The sequence below is a fragment of the Mesorhizobium sp. M1342 genome (assembly GCF_040317955.1).
In the GTDB taxonomy this organism is placed as follows: Bacteria; Pseudomonadota; Alphaproteobacteria; order Rhizobiales; family Rhizobiaceae; genus Mesorhizobium.
On sequence record NZ_JAMYLI010000013.1, the window covers coordinates 50,769 to 68,076 of the forward strand.

14 protein-coding genes are annotated in these 17,308 nt (G+C 62.7%); 3 read left to right on the top strand and 11 right to left on the bottom strand.

Annotation, left to right across the window (positions count from 1 at the left end; translation table 11 throughout):
- The first annotated feature begins 59 nt into the window (after window positions 1–59).
- On the top strand, window positions 60–524 hold the full coding sequence (locus NKH06_RS15300) for a DUF2231 domain-containing protein (RefSeq protein ID WP_352441038.1): 465 nt from the start codon (window positions 60–62) through the stop codon (window positions 522–524).
- 48 nt (window positions 525–572) lie between these two features.
- Here NKH06_RS15300 and serA read toward each other — a convergent pair whose 3' ends face one another.
- From serA to glmM, 5 genes are all read right to left on the bottom strand, one after another.
- On the bottom strand, window positions 573–2,174 hold the full coding sequence (gene serA / locus NKH06_RS15305; RefSeq protein WP_023811867.1) for a phosphoglycerate dehydrogenase: 1,602 nt from the start codon (window positions 2,172–2,174) through the stop codon (window positions 573–575).
- 67 nt (window positions 2,175–2,241) lie between these two features.
- On the bottom strand, window positions 2,242–3,417 hold the full coding sequence (locus tag NKH06_RS15310) for a phosphoserine transaminase (RefSeq protein ID WP_023811866.1): 1,176 nt from the start codon (window positions 3,415–3,417) through the stop codon (window positions 2,242–2,244).
- Between the two features lie 201 nt (window positions 3,418–3,618).
- Window positions 3,619–4,392, bottom strand: coding sequence for an outer membrane protein (locus NKH06_RS15315; protein ID WP_023811865.1), 774 nt, complete (start codon window positions 4,390–4,392; stop codon window positions 3,619–3,621).
- 210 nt (window positions 4,393–4,602) lie between these two features.
- Window positions 4,603–5,439, bottom strand: coding sequence for an outer membrane protein (locus tag NKH06_RS15320; RefSeq protein ID WP_023811864.1), 837 nt, complete (start codon window positions 5,437–5,439; stop codon window positions 4,603–4,605).
- Between the two features lie 267 nt (window positions 5,440–5,706).
- Window positions 5,707–7,059, bottom strand: a complete 1,353-nt coding sequence (glmM, locus tag NKH06_RS15325; protein ID WP_352893364.1) for a phosphoglucosamine mutase — start codon at window positions 7,057–7,059, stop codon at window positions 5,707–5,709.
- Window positions 7,060–7,426: 367 nt separating this feature from the next.
- Here glmM and NKH06_RS15330 point away from each other — a divergent pair, with 367 nt between their 5' ends.
- On the top strand, window positions 7,427–8,272 hold the full coding sequence (locus NKH06_RS15330; protein WP_128305350.1) for a hypothetical protein: 846 nt from the start codon (window positions 7,427–7,429) through the stop codon (window positions 8,270–8,272).
- Between the two features lie 239 nt (window positions 8,273–8,511).
- A complete protein-coding gene (locus NKH06_RS15335; protein ID WP_023811860.1) occupies window positions 8,512–8,964 on the top strand; it encodes a hypothetical protein in 453 nt (150 codons plus the stop codon).
- A 247-nt stretch (window positions 8,965–9,211) separates the two neighbouring features.
- On the opposite strand, the gene ftsH is transcribed toward NKH06_RS15335, so the two are convergent.
- The 6 genes from ftsH to tolA form a co-directional block, all read right to left on the bottom strand.
- The gene (ftsH, locus tag NKH06_RS15340; RefSeq protein WP_023811859.1) at window positions 9,212–11,140 is read right to left on the bottom strand and encodes an ATP-dependent zinc metalloprotease FtsH; all 1,929 of its coding nucleotides are present in this window, start codon (window positions 11,138–11,140) and stop codon (window positions 9,212–9,214) included.
- Window positions 11,141–11,265: 125 nt separating this feature from the next.
- Window positions 11,266–12,660 carry a tRNA lysidine(34) synthetase TilS gene (gene tilS, locus NKH06_RS15345; protein ID WP_128305348.1) on the bottom strand — a complete coding sequence of 465 codons (1,395 nt, stop codon included), beginning with the start codon at window positions 12,658–12,660 and terminating at the stop codon, window positions 11,266–11,268.
- Between the two features lie 57 nt (window positions 12,661–12,717).
- Entirely contained in the window at window positions 12,718–13,812 is a 1,095-nt protein-coding gene (gene ybgF, locus NKH06_RS15350) for a tol-pal system protein YbgF (RefSeq protein WP_128305347.1), read from the bottom strand.
- A 225-nt stretch (window positions 13,813–14,037) separates the two neighbouring features.
- Complete coding sequence (pal, locus tag NKH06_RS15355) at window positions 14,038–14,544, bottom strand: peptidoglycan-associated lipoprotein Pal (protein WP_013529149.1); 507 nt, start codon at window positions 14,542–14,544, stop codon at window positions 14,038–14,040.
- A gap of 250 nt (window positions 14,545–14,794) precedes the next feature.
- On the bottom strand, window positions 14,795–16,078 hold the full coding sequence (tolB, locus tag NKH06_RS15360) for a Tol-Pal system beta propeller repeat protein TolB (protein ID WP_502895187.1): 1,284 nt from the start codon (window positions 16,076–16,078) through the stop codon (window positions 14,795–14,797).
- A gap of 70 nt (window positions 16,079–16,148) precedes the next feature.
- On the bottom strand, window positions 16,149–17,306 hold the full coding sequence (gene tolA, locus NKH06_RS15365) for a cell envelope integrity protein TolA (RefSeq protein WP_352750567.1): 1,158 nt from the start codon (window positions 17,304–17,306) through the stop codon (window positions 16,149–16,151).
- Window positions 17,307–17,308 lie beyond the last annotated feature (2 nt).

Below are 17,308 nucleotides of genomic sequence, written 5' to 3' on the forward strand. Positions count from 1 at the left end.
GCGTCCCCACTTGGAACATTTCACCTCCAGCGGAGTTTGAACGGCAGGGAGGCGACATGATGAGCCACAACCCTCGCAGCACCGCAAGCATCGCTGGTCACCCTATCCATCCCATGCTGATTCCGTTTCCGATTGCTTTTTTCGTCGGCACCTTCGTTTGCGATCTTATCTTCTGGCGAACAGCCGATCCCGGATGGGTCACCGGATCGCTCTGGCTTCTCGGCGCCGGCCTGATCATGGCTGCCCTGGCTGCGCTTGCTGGCCTGACGGATGTTCTCGGCGATGTTCAGATCCGCAATCTCACGACGGCATGGCTCCATGCCGGCGGCAATGTACTCGTCGTGTTGATCGAGCTTTACAACTGGTACTCGCGGTATGCGGGCGGAGCGGCGGCCGTGATGCCAACCGGCTTCGTCCTATCGCTGATCGTGGTTCTCATCCTGCTGTTTACGGGCTGGAAGGGCTGGGAACTGGTCTACCGCCATCGCGTGGGTGTCTCCGATGGCTCGGACGAGTTGACCTGAACCGGCCGCCGCGGCGGCCGGTTCAACGAGGGCGACCCCTGTCCTCGATCACATCGCGTTGACGTCGAACTGCAGCCGCTTGGCCGAGTCGATCGACTTATGCGCCTTGACCTTTTCCAGCACGGCTTCCGGGAACGGCGCGTCGAGATAGAGCAGCGCTATGGCATCGCCGCCCGGCCGGTTGCGGCCGAGCTGGAAGTTGGCGATGTTGACGCCATTCTCGCCGCAGACAGTGCCGAGCAGCCCGATAATGCCCGGCGCGTCGGCATTGGTGGTGTAGAGCATGTGCTGGCCGACCTCGGCATCGAGATTGATGCCCTTGATCTGGATGAAGCGTGGCTTGCCATCCGAGAAGCATGTGCCGGCGATCGAGCGCGTCATGTGCTCGGTCTTCACCGTCAGCTTGATATAGCCGTCGAAGACGCCCGACTTGTCGCGCTTGACCTCGGCGACGATGATACCGCGCTCCTTCACCATGATCGGCGCCGACACCATGTTGACGTCGGAGACCTGAGGCCGGATCAGTCCGGCGAGTGCGGCGCTGATCAGCGCGCGCGTGTTCATCGTCGCGGTGGAGCCGTCGAACAGGATCTCGACCTCCTTGATCGGATCCTCGGTGACCTGGCCGACGAAGGCGCCGAGCACCTCGGCAAGCTTGACGAACGGCTTCAGCCGCGGCGCCTCCTCGGCGGTGATCGACGGCATGTTGATGGCGTTGGAGACGGCGCCCTTGATCAGATAGTCGGCCATCTGTTCGGCAACCTGCAGCGCGACATTCTCCTGGGCCTCCGTCGTCGAGGCGCCGAGATGCGGCGTCGCCACCACATTCTCCATGCCGAACAGTTCGTTGTTCTCGGCGGGTTCGACCTCGAAGACGTCGACGCCGGCGCCGGCGACCTTGCCGCTCTTCAGCGCCGCGATCAGGTCGGCCTCGACGATCAGACCGCCGCGTGCGCAATTGATGATGCGCACGCCCTTCTTCATCTTGGCGATCGCCGCGGCATCGATGATGTTGCGCGTCTTGTCGGTCAGCGGCGTGTGCAGGGTGATGAAATCGGCGCGGGCGAACAGTTCGTCGAGCTCGACCTTGTCGACGCCAAGCTCCTCGGCACGGCTGTCCGACAGGAACGGATCGAAGGCGATGACGTGCATCTTGAGGCCAACGCCGCGCGTCGCGACGATCGAACCGATGTTGCCGCAGCCGATGACGCCCAGCGTCTTGCCGGTGATCTCGACGCCCATGAATCGGTTCTTTTCCCATTTGCCGGCATGGGTCGAGGCGTTGGCTTCAGGGATCTGGCGCGCCAGCGCAAAGATCATCGCCACCGCATGTTCGGCTGTGGTGATCGAGTTGCCGAACGGCGTGTTCATCACGATGATGCCCTTGCGGCTTGCCGCCGGGATATCGACATTGTCGACGCCGATGCCGGCGCGGCCGATGACTTTGAGATTGGTAGCGGCGTTGATCAGCTTTTCGGTGACCTTGGTCGCCGAACGGATGGCGAGGCCATCATACTGGCCGATCACTTCGGCGAGCTTTTCCTTGTCCTTGCCGAGATCGGGCAGATAGTCGACCTCGACGCCACGATCCTTGAATATCTGCACGGCGGTGGGGGAGAGTTTGTCTGAGACGAGAACGCGGGGCGCCATGGCGACCTCCTTGAAATGGATTTGATCCTGATGGGAATGGGCGGCCCGGAGGCCGCCGCGAATGATCTCAGGCCGCCGCTTTGAGCGACGCCTTCTGTGCGGCGAAGGCCCAGTCGAGCCAGGGCAGCAGCGCTTCCAGATCCGACGTCTCGACCGTCGCGCCGCACCAGATGCGCAGGCCGGGCGGTGCGTCGCGATAGGCACCGATATCGTAGGCGACGCCTTCCTTGTCGAGCACCGACACCAGCCCCTTGGCGAAAGCCGCCTGCCCGTCGGCGTCGAGCTCGGACACGTCCGGATCGGTGAAGGACAGGCAGACGGACGTGTTCGACCGTGTCGCCGGCTGGACGGCGAGATGACCGAGCCAGGAGGATTTGCCGACAAAGCGATCGAGGACGGCCGCATTGGCATCCGCCCTGGCGATCAGCGCGTCGAGGCCGCCGGTCGACTTCGCCCAGTTGAGCGCATCGAGGTAATCCTCGACGCACAGCATCGAGGGGGTGTTGATGGTCTCGCCCTTGAAGATGCCTTCGATCAGCTTGCCGCCCGAAGTCAGGCGGAAGATTTTCGGCAGCGGCCATGAAGGCTTGTAGGTCTCCAGCCGCTCGACGGCACGAGGCGACAGGATCAGCATGCCGTGAGCGCCCTCGCCGCCCAGCACCTTCTGCCAGGAGAACGTGACGACATCGAGCTTTTCGAAGTCGAGCCTCTGCGCGAATGCGGCGGAAGTCGCATCGCAGACGGTCAGGCCCTTGCGGTCCGCGGGAATGAAATCGCCGTTCGGCACGCGCACGCCCGACGTGGTGCCGTTCCAGGTGAAGACCACATCGCGGTCGAAATCGATCCTGGTAAGATCAGGCAGTTCGCCGTAGCCGGCTTCGATCTTGCGCACATCGGCGAGCTTCAATTGCTTGATCACGTCGGTGACCCAGCCGGAGCCAAAGCTCTCCCAGGCGACCATGTCGACGCCGCGCTCGCCGAGCAGCGACCACAGCGCCATCTCGACCGCACCGGTGTCCGACGCCGGCACAATGCCGATGCGATAACCCGCCGGGACCTGGAGAATCTCCCGCGTCAGCTCGATCGCCTGTTCGAGCTTGGTCTTGCCGATCTTGGCGCGGTGGGAACGGCCGAGCGCGGCATTGTTCAGCGCCTCGACCGACCAGCCGGGACGTTTTGCACAGGGACCTGAGGAAAAATTGGGGTTTGCCGGACGGAGTCCGGGCTTCGTATGCGTCGTCATCGTGGTCTATCCTTCCAGATAGTGGCCCCTCGTTGGGGAGGGGTGGCCCACGGACGGCGATATGCGTTCAGACTTCGGGCGTCAAGAGGAAAGTTTTTGTCGCTGCCGGGATACCGGCGATCCCTGATCGGGATGTCGTGACTTCAAACGCAAACGGCGGACCCCGAAGATCCGCCGTCCTGAACCTCGTGCTCGCCGCGCCTACCAGAGATCGTAGCGCAGCCCGAGCTTGACCTGATGGTTGCTGATACCTTTTTTGACCGGATAGGAGGTCAGGCTCTCAGCCGTCACATATTCAGCGTCCGGGGCGGAGAAATACTGATAGCCCAGGTCGACGGAAACGTTCTTCGATACCTGATAGGCGAGGCCCGCATTCAGCGTGTAGGCCAGCGAGTACTGGGTCTTGCTGTCACTTACGGCGAAATCGTCCGTGTCGTCGCCATTGTCGGTGAAATAGCTTGCCGACAGGCTGCGCTTGCTGCGAACGACCCCGATACCGGCGCCGAGATAGGGTGTGATGCCGACATAGGTGCCAAGATCGACATAGCCGTTGAGTATGCCCGACAAGGCGTAGTTCTTCAGGGATGCCGACGCCACGGTCGGCTCTGCCGCAGTCGCTGAATCGTCATAGCCGACGCCGATCTCGTTGCCAGGCAGATAGCCGAGATTGAGGTCGGCGCGCAGATAGTCGTTGAAATGGTAGCCGAAGCCGATGCTGGCAAAGATCGGATCTTCTTTGTCGCTGAAGCTTGCAGGTGGCGAAGGTGTGAAGGCGAAATCCTCATTTTTGAAGCTCTTCTGCGCCAGATAGGAGACGTCGCCGCGCAGGTACCAGCCGGAACCGACCTCGACCGGGACGTAGTCGGGCGCCTGGTCGACGTAGATCGGCGGGTCATAATCGGCCGCGTGCACCGGCGTCAGCGGCAGGAGGGCTAGTGCACCGAGCGCCAGCGCCATACGCGATGTAAGTTTCATGGTCCCCGACTCCCGAATTTGGCTCAGCCCGCAATCGCAGCGGCAGCCATCGTTTCAAGGAGCATTGTTAACCATAGTGGTTAAGTGCCGGTTAAGGCTAACAGAGCGTTAGCGAATTCATTTCCCCTGTCGATTCCAGGCGGCCCAAACGAAAAACCGCCCGGCTTGAGGCCGGACGGTTTTCGAAGAATTCAAGTGATGTAGATGGCGTTACTTGGTGTAGATCGGCTCGGGTTCGGGCTGGTAGGCCACGACCGGCGCGGCGCAACCATTGCTGCCACCGAACTGGTAGCGCAGGCCACCGCGCACTTCGTGCGTGTTGATGCCACGGTCGAAGCCGGGACCGGAGCTGGTGATGTTCCAGTCGAACATGCGGCCGCCCTGAATATGGGAGAAGCGGTAGCCGGCATCGAGAATGATCTTGTCGGTCAGGCAGTACGAAGCGCCGGCCATCAGACCGTAGGCGAAACGCCAGCTTGATCTGCCGGGATTGAACTCGGTGGTGTTCGGGTCGTAGACATCATCCCACTTGACGCGGGCGCCGCCGATGCCGGCGCCAACGTAAGGCGTGATGCCATGGTAGGTGCCGAGATCGACATAGGCATTCGCCAGCAGCAACAGGGCGCTCATCTTCGATACTTCGGTCGAAGTACCGTTGATGTCCGAGGTGCCCCCGTTGAAGTTCGACTTGAACCAGTAGTCGGCGGTCAAATCGGTCCGGAAGTGATCGTTGATCTTGTAGCCGACGCCGGCGCCGAGCGAGAAACCGCCCTTGAGTTTGCCGAAATCGAAGCTTCTGGTGCCGGGCGTAACCGTACAGTTACAGGGATCGACGGTGTAGGTCATATAGTCGATGCCGCGCACGGTCGACTTGTGATAGTCGATGTCGCCGCGGATGTACCAGCCGCCGACCTCGACCGGCTGCTCGTAGACAGCCTGAGGCGGAGCCTCTTCGACCATCGGTTCCGGCAGGTCGGCTGCGAACAGCGGTCCTGCCAGGCCTGCGAACAGGAAGGCGAGCAGGACCTTTCTTGCTGTCTTGAACATGCTTGTCACCCCTGAGAAGCTCGGAACGGCGAATCCGTCCGAAATGCGATTGGCTTTCAGTCGTGGATAATGAATTGCAAAGGTTAAAAGGCGTTTAACCCTGTTGCTTAACCACGAATCAAACTCTAGGGATTGGCGCGAGATTTACGGGCACCGAAAAAAGTGGCGGCTGACAAGAAAAAGCCCGCCGAGGGGCGGGCCTTGGACCGGTTAAGGGAGCGCGGCGCGCCTGGTTGTCCGATCCACGTCCTGCTGGACGCGCTGGGGTCAGGCGGCGCTGCGCGTTTCCGAGATGACTTCAACGATGCCGTTGACGACGGACTCGACCAGTTGCGGGTCGTCGCCTTCGGCCATCACGCGGATCAGCGGTTCTGTCCCTGATGGCCGGATAACCAGCCGTCCGGTCTTGCCGAGGCGGTTACGGGCGTCTTCGATGGCGGCCTTGACCGGCGCCTCCTCGAGCGGCTTGCCGCCGGAAATATGGACGTTCTTCAGAAGCTGCGGCACGGGTTCGAATTTCTTCGACAGTTCGCTGACCGGCCGGCCCTGCCGCTTGATGCAGGCCAGCACCTGCAGCGCCGAAACCAGGCCGTCGCCGGTGGTCGAGAAATCCGACAGCACGATATGGCCCGACTGTTCGCCGCCGACATTCAAGCCATGGGCGCGCATATGCTCGACGACATAACGGTCGCCAACCTTGGTGCGGTGCAATTGCAGCTTCATGCCGCCGAGGAAGCGCTCGAGGCCGAGATTGGACATCACCGTCGAAACGACGCCGCCGCCCGCAAGCCGCCCGCTCTGGTGCCAGGATTCGGCGATCAGCGCCATGATCTGGTCGCCATCGACGATCGCGCCGTTTTCATCGACGATGACGACGCGATCGGCGTCGCCGTCGAGCGCGATGCCGATGTCGGCGCGCACTTCGTGCACCTTCTTTTGCAGGCCGGCCGGATGGGTCGAGCCGCATTCCTTGTTGATGTTGAAGCCGTTGGGCTCGACATTGATGGCGACGACTTCGGCGCCCAGTTCCCACAGCGCCTCGGGCGCCACCTTGTAGGCCGCGCCATTGGCGCAATCGACGACGATCCTCAAGCCCGTGAGCGACATCGAGCGCGGCAAGGTGCGCTTGGCGAATTCGATGTAGCGGTCATGCACGCCATCGACGCGCTTGGCGCGGCCAAGCCCGTCGGAATCGGCGAGCGCCAGTTCGATATCCTTGTCGAGCATGCTCTCGATGCGCTCCTCGATTTCGTCGGAGAGCTTGTAGCCGTCGGGTCCGAACAGCTTGATGCCGTTGTCGTAATAGGGGTTGTGCGAGGCCGAGATCATGACGCCGATATCGGCGCGCAGCGAACGCACCAGCATGGCGACAGCCGGAGTCGGGATCGGGCCGAGCAGGAACACGTCCATGCCGGCGGCACAAAGACCGGCGACCATGGCATTCTCGATCATATAGCCGGAAAGCCTGGTGTCCTTGCCGAGCACGACACGATGTCGATGGCTGCCGCGCTGGAAGGAAAGGCCGGCGGCCATGCCGACCCGCATCGCGATTTCAGCCGTCATCGGAAACTTGTTGGCGCGTCCGCGAATGCCGTCCGTGCCGAAATAATTCCCTGCCATGCTAGTCAGCTTCCTCGACGTTTCTTCCCCGGCACGTCATGCCACAATTGGCCAGGGCGCTATGATCACATTGTGTGATTATACGTTACCAATCCTTAGAAAACCATTGTTGTGCACTGCACACATGTGGCCGCAACCTGACATGCCCAGACTGCCATGTTGCAATATACAAGTCATGCGAGCCTTTCAGCGCGGATGCACCAGCAAAATCTTGCTTTGGACCAGGCAACAAACAACGATTTCATCACCTTATCGGGAGAAACCGGTCTTCGGCGATATATACGCCACTTAGCATCTGGCGCAACCGCCCGTTGAGCGGTATTGATTTGCAGGGACGTATCATGGGCTGCTGCAACGGAGAAACGCTATGCTCATCCACCGACTTGCCACTTTGACCGGCCTCGCCGTCGCGACCTTGTTCCTGACCGCGCCAGCCAACGCACTGACGATGGCCGAGTGCAGCACGAAGTACAACGCCGCCAAGGATGCGGGGACACTCGCCGGCGCGACCTGGAACCAGTTCCGCAAGGCTCAGTGCGGCACCGACGCCGCCGCGACGACCGACGCCAAGCCGGCCGATACCAAGAAAGCAACTGACACCACGAAGGCTGCCGAGACGAAGCCGGCCAAGGCTGCCGCCGCGACGGACGACAGCACGGCCAAGGGCCTGACGGCGAAGGAATGCAGCACCAAATACCAGGCGGCGAAGGCCGCCGGCACGCTGAACGGCATGAAGTGGAACGACTTCCGCAAGTCCGAATGCGCCGCCGGTGCATCCGCCGCTGCCGCCGCCAAGCCGGCAGCCACCAAGGCAGCCGCGGCTCCCGCCGACGGCAAGGGCCTGAGCATGGCCGAATGCAGCACCAAGTATCAGGCTGCCAAGACGGCCAACACGCTGAAAGGCATGAAGTGGAACGACTTCCGCAAGGCCGAATGCGGTACCGGTGCCTCGGATGACGACACCGTGCCGGCCGCCGACGAGGCGAGCTACACCAAGGAGCCGGCAAAGCCGACCACGGCCGCACCCAAGGGCGTCACTTTCCCGTCCGCGATCTCGGCTAAATATTCCAGCGAGACCCCCGGTAAAGGCCGCATGCACACTTGCCTCGACCAGTATTATGCCTTGAAGGACGCCAATGCGCTTGGCGGCCTGAAGTGGATCCAGAAGGGCGGCGGCTTCTACAGCCTGTGCAATGCCAAGCTGAAGAGCTGATCGCTTAGCCATAGTCTCCAAACAAAGGCCCGCGCATCGCAAGATGCGCGGGCCTTTTTTGTTGCGCGAAGACGCATACTGCCTTGCTCGCAACTGCATGTCGCCGGGCTGCCGGGATCATCAATTCGCCTACTGCCCACCGCCAGGCTCATCGGTAGTCCGTAACGATTCTGTTGAACATATAAAGAACAAACCGTATACAAAAAGACGTCAAACTTATTATCAACCAGGAGGGTCTTATGCACAGTTTGAAATTGGCGGTATTGGCTGCGACCGCATTTGTCGCTTGGAGCGTCGCCCCCGCAAGCGCACTGACGATGAAGGAATGCGGCGAGACCTATCGAACAGCCAAGGAAGGCGGCACTCTGAACGGCATGGACTGGACGGCTTTTCGCAAGGAGAAGTGCGCGACATCAGCAGCGGACAGTGTCAGCGAGGATACGGTCAAAACCGAGCCGCAGACGAAAAAGGAAACCAGCGCGGCGGTCGCCCCCACTGTAGCGCCCGCGGGCGTGACATTCCCAACCACGCTGGCCGCCGAGTTCAAGACCGAAAAGCCCGCGAAGGCGCGCATGAAGACCTGTCTCCAGGGCTACCATGGCAACAAGGACGCGGGCACGTTGAACGGCCTTCGCTGGATCCAGAAGGGCGGCGGTTATTACAGCCTGTGCAATGCCAAGCTGAAGAGCTGAGCGACAAGACATCTGAAGAAGAGAAGGCCTGCGAACCGCAGGGTTCGCGGGCCTTCTTTGTTGCCTTCGAGGGCACGCCCGCGGCGACGTTGCCAATCTCCCCCGCAAGGGGGGAGATTGGCTATCACCTAGGCTTTCGCCAATCGTCATCGTCGCAGATGCGAGGTCGCGGACAACTCCTCCCAACGCCAAAAACAAAAAACGCCGCGGAGCAAGCCGCGGCGTTCGATGAAATCAGTGGTCAAGCTCAGCTCGATGGCTGCGGTTCCATGCCGCCTTCGGGCTCCGGCCCCTTCTTGCGCCGGCCGCCGGACTTCGGCACGGCAGAGCCACGGCTCGGCGGCGTGTCGTCGCCAAGGTCGCGCGCTGGCTTGTGGCCGGCGATCAACTGCTTGATCTCCTCGCCGGACAGCGTCTCGTATTCCAGCAGGCCCTGCGCCAGCGCGATCCATTCCTTCTTCTTCTTGGTCAGGATGGACTTCGCCGATGAGTAGGCCTCGTCGATCAGGCGGCGCACTTCGGCGTCGATGATCTGCGCCGTTTCTTCCGACACGTTCTGCGTGCGCGCCACCGAGTGGCCGAGGAACACTTCTTCCTGGTTGTCGCCATAAGCGACATGGCCGAGCTTGTCGGAAAAGCCCCAGCGTGTGACCATGGCGCGCGCCAGTTTGGTCGCCTGCTCGATATCCGAAGAGGCACCCGAGGTGATGTTTTCCTTGCCGAACTTGAACTCCTCGGCGACACGGCCGCCCATCATGATGGCGAGCCGCGAGATCATGTATTTGTAGCTCATCGAATAACGGTCGCCTTCGGGCAACTGCATGACCATGCCGAGCGCGCGACCGCGTGGGATGATCGTGGCCTTGTGCAGCGGATCGGCCGACGGCACGTTCAGCGCGAGAATGGCGTGGCCTGCCTCGTGGTAGGCGGTCAGCTCCTTCTCGGCCTGCGTCATGGCCGACGAGCGGCGCTCGGCGCCCATCATGATCTTGTCCTTGGCGTCCTCGAATTCGGCCATGGTGACGAGGCGCTTGTTGCGCCGTGCCGCCATCAGCGCGGATTCGTTGACGAGGTTCATCAGGTCAGCGCCGGAAAAGCCCGGCGTACCGCGCGCGATCACCTTGAGGTCGACATTGGGCGCCAGCGGCACGTTGCGCACATGCACCTTGAGGATCTTCTCGCGGCCGACGATGTCGGGGTTCGGCACCACGACCTGGCGGTCGAAGCGGCCTGGCCTGAGCAGTGCCGGATCGAGCACGTCGGGCCGGTTGGTGGCAGCGATCAGGATGATGCTTTCGTTGGACTCGAAGCCGTCCATCTCGACCAGGAGCTGGTTCAGCGTCTGCTCGCGTTCGTCATTGCCGCCGCCGAGGCCGGCGCCGCGATGACGGCCGACAGCGTCGATTTCGTCGATGAAGATGATGCAGGGCGCGTTCTTCTTGGCCTGGTCGAACATGTCGCGGACGCGGCTTGCACCGACGCCGACGAACATCTCGACGAAGTCAGAACCGGAAATGGTGAAGAACGGCACATTGGCTTCGCCGGCAACCGAGCGGGCGAGCAGCGTCTTGCCGGTTCCCGGAGGGCCGACAAGCAGCACGCCGCGCGGAATCTTGCCGCCGAGCCGCTGGAATTTCTGCGGATCGCGCAGGAACTCGACGATCTCTTCCAGATCTTCCTTGGCTTCGTCGACGCCGGCAACGTCCTGGAAGGTGACGCGGCCATGCGCTTCGGTGAGCAGCTTGGCCTTCGACTTGCCGAAGCCCATGGCGCGACCGGAGCCGGACTGCATCTGGCGCATGAAGAATATCCAGACGCCGAGGATGAGGATCATCGGCAGCCACGAGATCAGATAGCCGAACAGCGAATTGGAACCGTCTGTTTCAGGCCGCGCATTGATGGTGACGTTCTTGTCCTGCAGCCGCGAGACCAGCGAAGGATCGCCGGGCGAATAGGTCTGGAAGCCGCTGGCATTGTCGGTGTAGGTGCCGCTGATACGGGCGCCCGCGATGGTCACCGTCTTGACCCGGCCCGCCGCGACATCCTGCAGGAACTGCGAATAAGGCACATCGCTGGAGGCCCCTCGCGTCTGCGGCGTCTGAAACAGATTGAACAGGGCTATGAGCAGGACCGCTATGATCGCCCAGAGCGCGAGGTTGCGATAGTTCGGATTCATCAATTGTCCCGTTGGCGTCCGCGGGGCGGACACGCGTCATGAGAGGAAACTTGCGCCTAACATAGGGAGAGCGTCCCCCCTTGCCAAGCAGAACAGCACGTCTGGGTTAAGCTTTCGCGCAACCATCAGCCGGCACTGTGGCCGCTGAAAGGCAAGGGCGGCACCGGGGCCGCGCCAATCAGCCCGGCCACGGCCCGCGCCGGCGCCAGGTCGAAGGACGGCAGGAAGCGGGCAAAGGGCGCAACGACCGGCCGCACTTCAACCGCCATTGGCGCCCGGCTATCCCCCGACAAATCAAGGCATTCACCGGCCTGCCACAACGCCGGCTCGGCGGCGAGCGCGGCGCGCATCAGGCTCGGCGGGGTTTTTCCATCGCCCTTCGCCAGCCGCTTCGCCGCTGCTGCGCCGAACGGGGCAATCAACAATGCGCTGCTGCTGTCGTTCAATGTGATGCGCCGGCGGCCATCCCAGACGGTGCCGTCCGTGATGGCAGCGGCGGAGGGCAGGCCGCGCGCCTCGCGGCGCAGGAAGATGCCGGAGCGCCGGGAATCCACAACCGTCCGCGACAATGTGGCGCAAAGAAATCCAGCCCTCAGCCGACCGAACAGAGTCTCGCTGCGGGCCTGATCCGGCAGGAAGGCAATTCCGCCGGCCATGGCCAGCAGGATACGCAACGCATAGACGGCCGCTCGCTCGTCACCTGTGTTCAGCAAAAGCGGATCAAGACGAATGAGCCCGCAGGACAGCCGGGTCGCGAAATCGCCGATCAAACTAGCGGCGGCGAGGCCGAGTTGACTGCGCGCGCGGCCCTCATGCGCGGCCAACGCCAGTGCATCGCCGATGCGCTGTGCACCGTTGCCGTCGGCAAGGGCTGCCCGCATGCGCGGCCGCTCGAAAGCCTCGTCGGCATTGGTCGGGTCGTCGGCCCAGCCGACATTCTCACGCCGCAGGACATCTCGCAGCGCCGCGCGCCGCAACCCGAGAAGCGGCCGCACGATCCACGCGCGAGAGTCATACAGGGTGGCCGGCGCCATGCCGGCAAGTCCCCGGCCTGCCATTTCGGCATGGCCTTGGCCCTCGTCCCGCGCCAATCCTTCTGCGCGCGCTTGCCGCATCAACACCGTCTCCGCCTGGTCATCGGCGGTATGGCCGGTGAGGATCATGCCGACGCCTTCGGCTTGTGCCGCTTCGGACAACAGCCGGTAGCGCGCCTCGCGAGCGGCGGCGGGCAGGCCGGTCGATGGCTTGAGGCCCGACCATGTCAGGATGCGGTGTGAAATTCCGAGTCTGGCGCACAGCTTCGCCACTGCTTGCGCTTCCGCAGCCGAACCGGACCGCAAACCGTGGTCGATCGTCACCGCCAGCAGCTTGGTTGCCGGCGCCGTACGGTCGAGATGGTGTCTGAGAAGAAGGAGCAGGGCGGTCGAGTCGCTGCCGCCGGACACGGCCGCAACAGCGCCGCTGGTAAAATCGATATGCGAAAAAGGGTTAGACGAAAGGTCCGGCTCGGTGTCGAGCATAATGCATGTCGCCCAAAAGTGATCCCGGTTTCAGGACAACGACATGTAGGACAAGGATCAGCAGGCAGCCAGAGCCTTCTCTTGCTTGACGCGTTCCTTGAGCGCACTGGAAATATCAGGGTAGCGCTTGCCGACCTCGCTGAAGGTGGCACAGGCAACATCATGCTGCTTGAGGCCGACCAGCGACACGCCGAGCTTCAGCAACATGTCGGGAGCTTTCTTGGCCTTGGGGTAGTCCTTGCTGGCGGCAAGGAAAGTCTCGGCCGCATCGCGGTATTTCTGCTGGCCGAGCAATGACTCGCCCAGCCAGTAATGCGCGTCCGCCGCCTTCGCATCCCTGGGGAAGCGGGCGATGTGGTCGCGAAAACCCTGCTCGGCGGTGCCGTAGTCGCCCGAGAGGATGAACTGGTATGAGTTGCGGTAAAGCTCCTCCGGGTTGTTGGTGGCGGGCAACGCCGCGACTACCGTGTCGGACTTGCCGGCCTTGGGCGCCGCCCCGGCGACTGGCGCGGTGTCCTGCGCCGGCGCGGTCGATTGTGTGTTGCCGCCGGCATCGATGACATTGCCATTCTTGTCGACGGTGATGGTGCCGAAATTCTTTTCCGGCGCTCCCGTACCGGGAATGACCTTGCCGGGGTCGCCATCGGGAGATTCGACGATGACGTCCTCGACCGTCTTGCCGCCTGCCGATTGGTCGTTGGCGGGCGCGGCGCCGGCATCGGCCGGCGCCCGTATTGCCGGGGCCGCCGCCACGTCGTTGTCGGGGCCGGTGGTGGCGTCCGATTTCTTCTGCGCCGGCGGCTGCCCGCCTTGCGTGCCGCCACCTTCCAGCTGCTGGAAGCGGAATTCATTATCTTCCTGCTGCTTGCGAATCTGCTCCTGCATCTGCAGGACCTGGAAATTGAGTTCCTCGATCTTGCCGTTCATCTGCCGCAGTTGCTCTTCCAGGCTGGTGACAGCGGCAGGATCGGACTGCACCAGCTGAACCTGGTCCGGTTTCTTCTTTTGACCAAAAAACCCCGGCAATTCGATACTGGGAAGATGGAAGGTAAAGCCGCTGTCGGTTGATTGCCCTGTGCCACTAGCCAAGGCGGTGACGCCTGATAGGAGCAGCAGCGCAAGCGTGCCGCTCAGAACCGATCTCAAATGCATGTGCCTCTCGCAGTGATTTCGTTAGCTTGTTCGCGCCTTCCAATCAGAATGGGACCAGCCAAGCGCCCTCGGCTCATAGCAGGAGCCGAGACTTCGGCCAAATTTTGTTTCGAGCATCCGGATATGAAAAAGGCGGCCCCAGGGCCGCCTTTCGCGCAGGTATGTTGCATTTTTACCGCTAGACGGCCGCGCGTTCTTTGACGCGCCGGTCGGCTGCGTGATGCCTCAGGAGCCAGCACCGCTGAGCGTGGTGACCGCGCGGCGATTCTGCGACCAGCAGGAGATGTCGTCGCAAACCGCGACCGGACGTTCCTTGCCGTAGGAAATGGTCTTGAGACGGCTGGCCGAGACGCCCTTGGCGACAAGGAAGTCACGGGTGGCGGCGGCGCGGCGGGCGCCGAGCGCCAGATTGTATTCGCGCGTTCCGCGTTCGTCGGCATGGCCTTCGACGACGATGGCATACTGCTTGTACTGATTCAGCCACTGCGCCTGGCGCGAGAGCGTCGTCTGCGCGTCGGCACGGATCGAGGTCGAGTCCGTATCGAAGAAGATGCGGTCGCCAATGTTGACGGTGAAGTCCTGCGCCGAGCCGGGCGTCGCCGCGCCGGCGCCGTTGAGGCCAAGATCGGCCGCGTTGTTCGGCGTCTTCTTCGAGGCGCAACCGGCGATGGCGAGCATCGCCACCAGCGCGATCATGACCGGGTTTCTGGTAAGTGCTGCGATACGGCCCATGCCGCCTCTCCTTCGTATTTCGAGTGATCTACTTTGAGTGATTTCGTTGATCACCCAGTAACCACGTTTGGGTTAACCGGCATTCAAGAAACACGGTTAAATTTTGGTTTAAGCTGCCCGTCCGCAGCCGTTTCGGCCTGAAGCCACAGTTCACGCGGACCCTAGGCGTAAATACGGCCAAAAGGCGGCCAAGGCATGGAAAAGGGGCCGAAACGGCCCCTTCTCAGCATGTGTGGCAATTCAGCCGAACCTATTCGAGCAGCGGCGACCAGGCCGGGTCCGAAGCGAAGTTCGCCGTTGGGATCGATTGCTCGTTGCGTCCGGTCAGATCGACCGAAACCAGTTTGGGGCCACCGGCGGAATCGCGGAAGAACATCAGCACGCGGCCGTTCGGCGCCCAGGTCGGTCCCTCCTGCTGGAAGCCGGAGGACAGGATGCGCTCTCCCGAGCCGTCGGTCTTCATGACGCCGATCTGGAATTCGCCGCCGGTCTGCTTGGTGAAGGCGATGAGGTCGCCGCGCGGCGACCATACCGGTGTCGAATAGACGCCGTCGCCAAAGGAGATGCGGGTCTGACCAGAGCCGTCGGCGCCCATCACGTAGATCTGTGCGCGGCCGCCACGGTCGGAGGTGAACACCACCTTGCTGCCGTCGGGCGAATAGGACGGCGAGGTGTCGATGGCGGTCGAATTGGTCAGCCTCGTCGTCGAACGGCTGCGCAGGTCCATAGCGAAGATGTTGGAATTGCCGTCGTCGCGCAGCAAGCTCATGATCACCTTCTGGCCGTCGGGCGAAAAGCGCGGCGCAAAGGTCATGCCGGGGAAATTGCCGACCAGTTCGCGCTGCCCCGTTTCGATCTGCAGCAGGTAGACCCGCGGCTGGCCGCTCTCATACGACATGTAGGTGATTTCCTGCCGGTTCGGCGAGAAACGCGGCGTCAGCACGATCGACCTGCCGTCCGAGAGATAGCGCACATTGGCGCCGTCCTGGTCCATGATCGCGAGGCGCTTCTTGCGCGCATTCTTGGCGCCGGATTCGTCGATGAAGACGACGCGGGTGTCGAAATAGCCTTTTTCGCCGGTCAGCCGCTCATAGATGGCGTCGGCGATGATGTGGGCGACACGCCGCTGATTGGCGTCGTTGGCGAAGAACTGCTCGCCGGCCATCTGCTGGCCGGCAAAGGTATCCCACAACCGGTACTGGGCGCGGATGCGGCCGTCGGCTTCTTTGCTGACGCTGCCGGTGACCAGCGCCTGCGCGTTGATCACCTTCCAGTCGTCGAAGCGCGGCGCTGCATCGGGGTTGGTGATCTTCTCGATAAAGGCGCTCTTGTCGATCGGAGCGAACAGACCCGAACGCTTCAAATCGGCGGTGACGATCTGCGAAATCTGAGCCCCAAGCGCGTCGCCGCCCTGGAAATCTGTGATGGCGATCGGCAGCGGCTCGACGTTGCCCTTGTTGACGTTGAGCTCGACCAGCGCCAGCGCCGGCAACGTGCTGGCAGTGGTCATGCCCATCGCCATTGCTGAGACCATCAGGAGCGGCTTGAGGATTGATTTCATGTCTTCTCGCTTCTCGTACTGATTTTCGGATACGCGGGCCGCCTTAGAGGCCCAGCATCTCCCTTGGATCGAAGGTGACGCGGACGTCGGCCCAGATATCCTGCTTGCCGGCGGGAACCTGCAGGCCGGTGACATCGCATTTTTGCACCGCACGAACGGCACTTTCGTCGAACTGGCGGTTTCCGCTCGACGTTTCGACCGCCGGGCGTCCGTCCAGCTTGCCGGAGGCATCCAGGTTGAACCGCACCACGACGACGAAGTTCTCGGAACCTTCAAGGCCCGCGGGAAGAGTCCAGCAGCCACCAAGCTGGCTTTCCAGGGCGCCCATTTCGGACCTGGAAAGCTTCTGGCCCTGATCCTTGTCGCCGCCAAGCGACGCCTGCTGGGTCGAGCGCTTGGCGCCGCCGCCGGATGGTTTCTGCTTGTCGAGGAGCGCGGAGATCTCGTCGGCGTTGAACTGCTTGTCATCGGACTTCGGCTTCGACGAGGCTTCCTTAACCGGCTTGTCGGCGTTCTTCCGCTCCGGCGCCTTGGCGCTTTCGGCCTGCGCAGGCTGCGGCTTCGGCCGCGCTTCCGGCGCGGGCGCCGAGTCGGGCAGCTGCGTCGCCTCGGCGGGCGGCTCCTGCGCTATGGCTTCAGCGACGGCGTCGGGTTTGACCTCGGGCGTTGGATCGATGGCGGCGGTCTTGTCCTGCGGCGGCGGAGTTGGCGCCGGCTTGGCCGGTGTCGGCTTGGGGTCGGCCTGCTTGACCGGCTCGGGCTTGACCTCTTCCTTGGGCGTTGGCGCCGGCGCCACTTCCGTTGCCGGGGTGGGCTTGGGCTTTTCCTGCGGCTTCGGCACGTCCTCGGGCTTCGGCTTTTCGATCGGGGTCGGCGCGGGCGGCGGAGCCGAGGTCATGTCGACGGGCTTCGGCTTGGCTTCCGGCGTTATCGGCTTGTCGGTGTCGACGCTGTTCTCGCCGACCTTCTGCGCATCCGGAACGATGTCCGGGCGCTGCGTCGGCACGGGTGCCGGCTTTTCGTGCATCACGGCCTTCTTGTCGCCCTGCAACGTCTGCGCAATGGCTTCCATCGGCACGATATCGACCGCGACCGACTCGACGTCGGAGGACGGAAGCGCGGCCGGCGCCGTCAGCGTGAACAAGCCGAAGGTCAGCGCCGCCGCATGCAAGATCACCGATGTGGTGAGGCCGGTCTTCATCG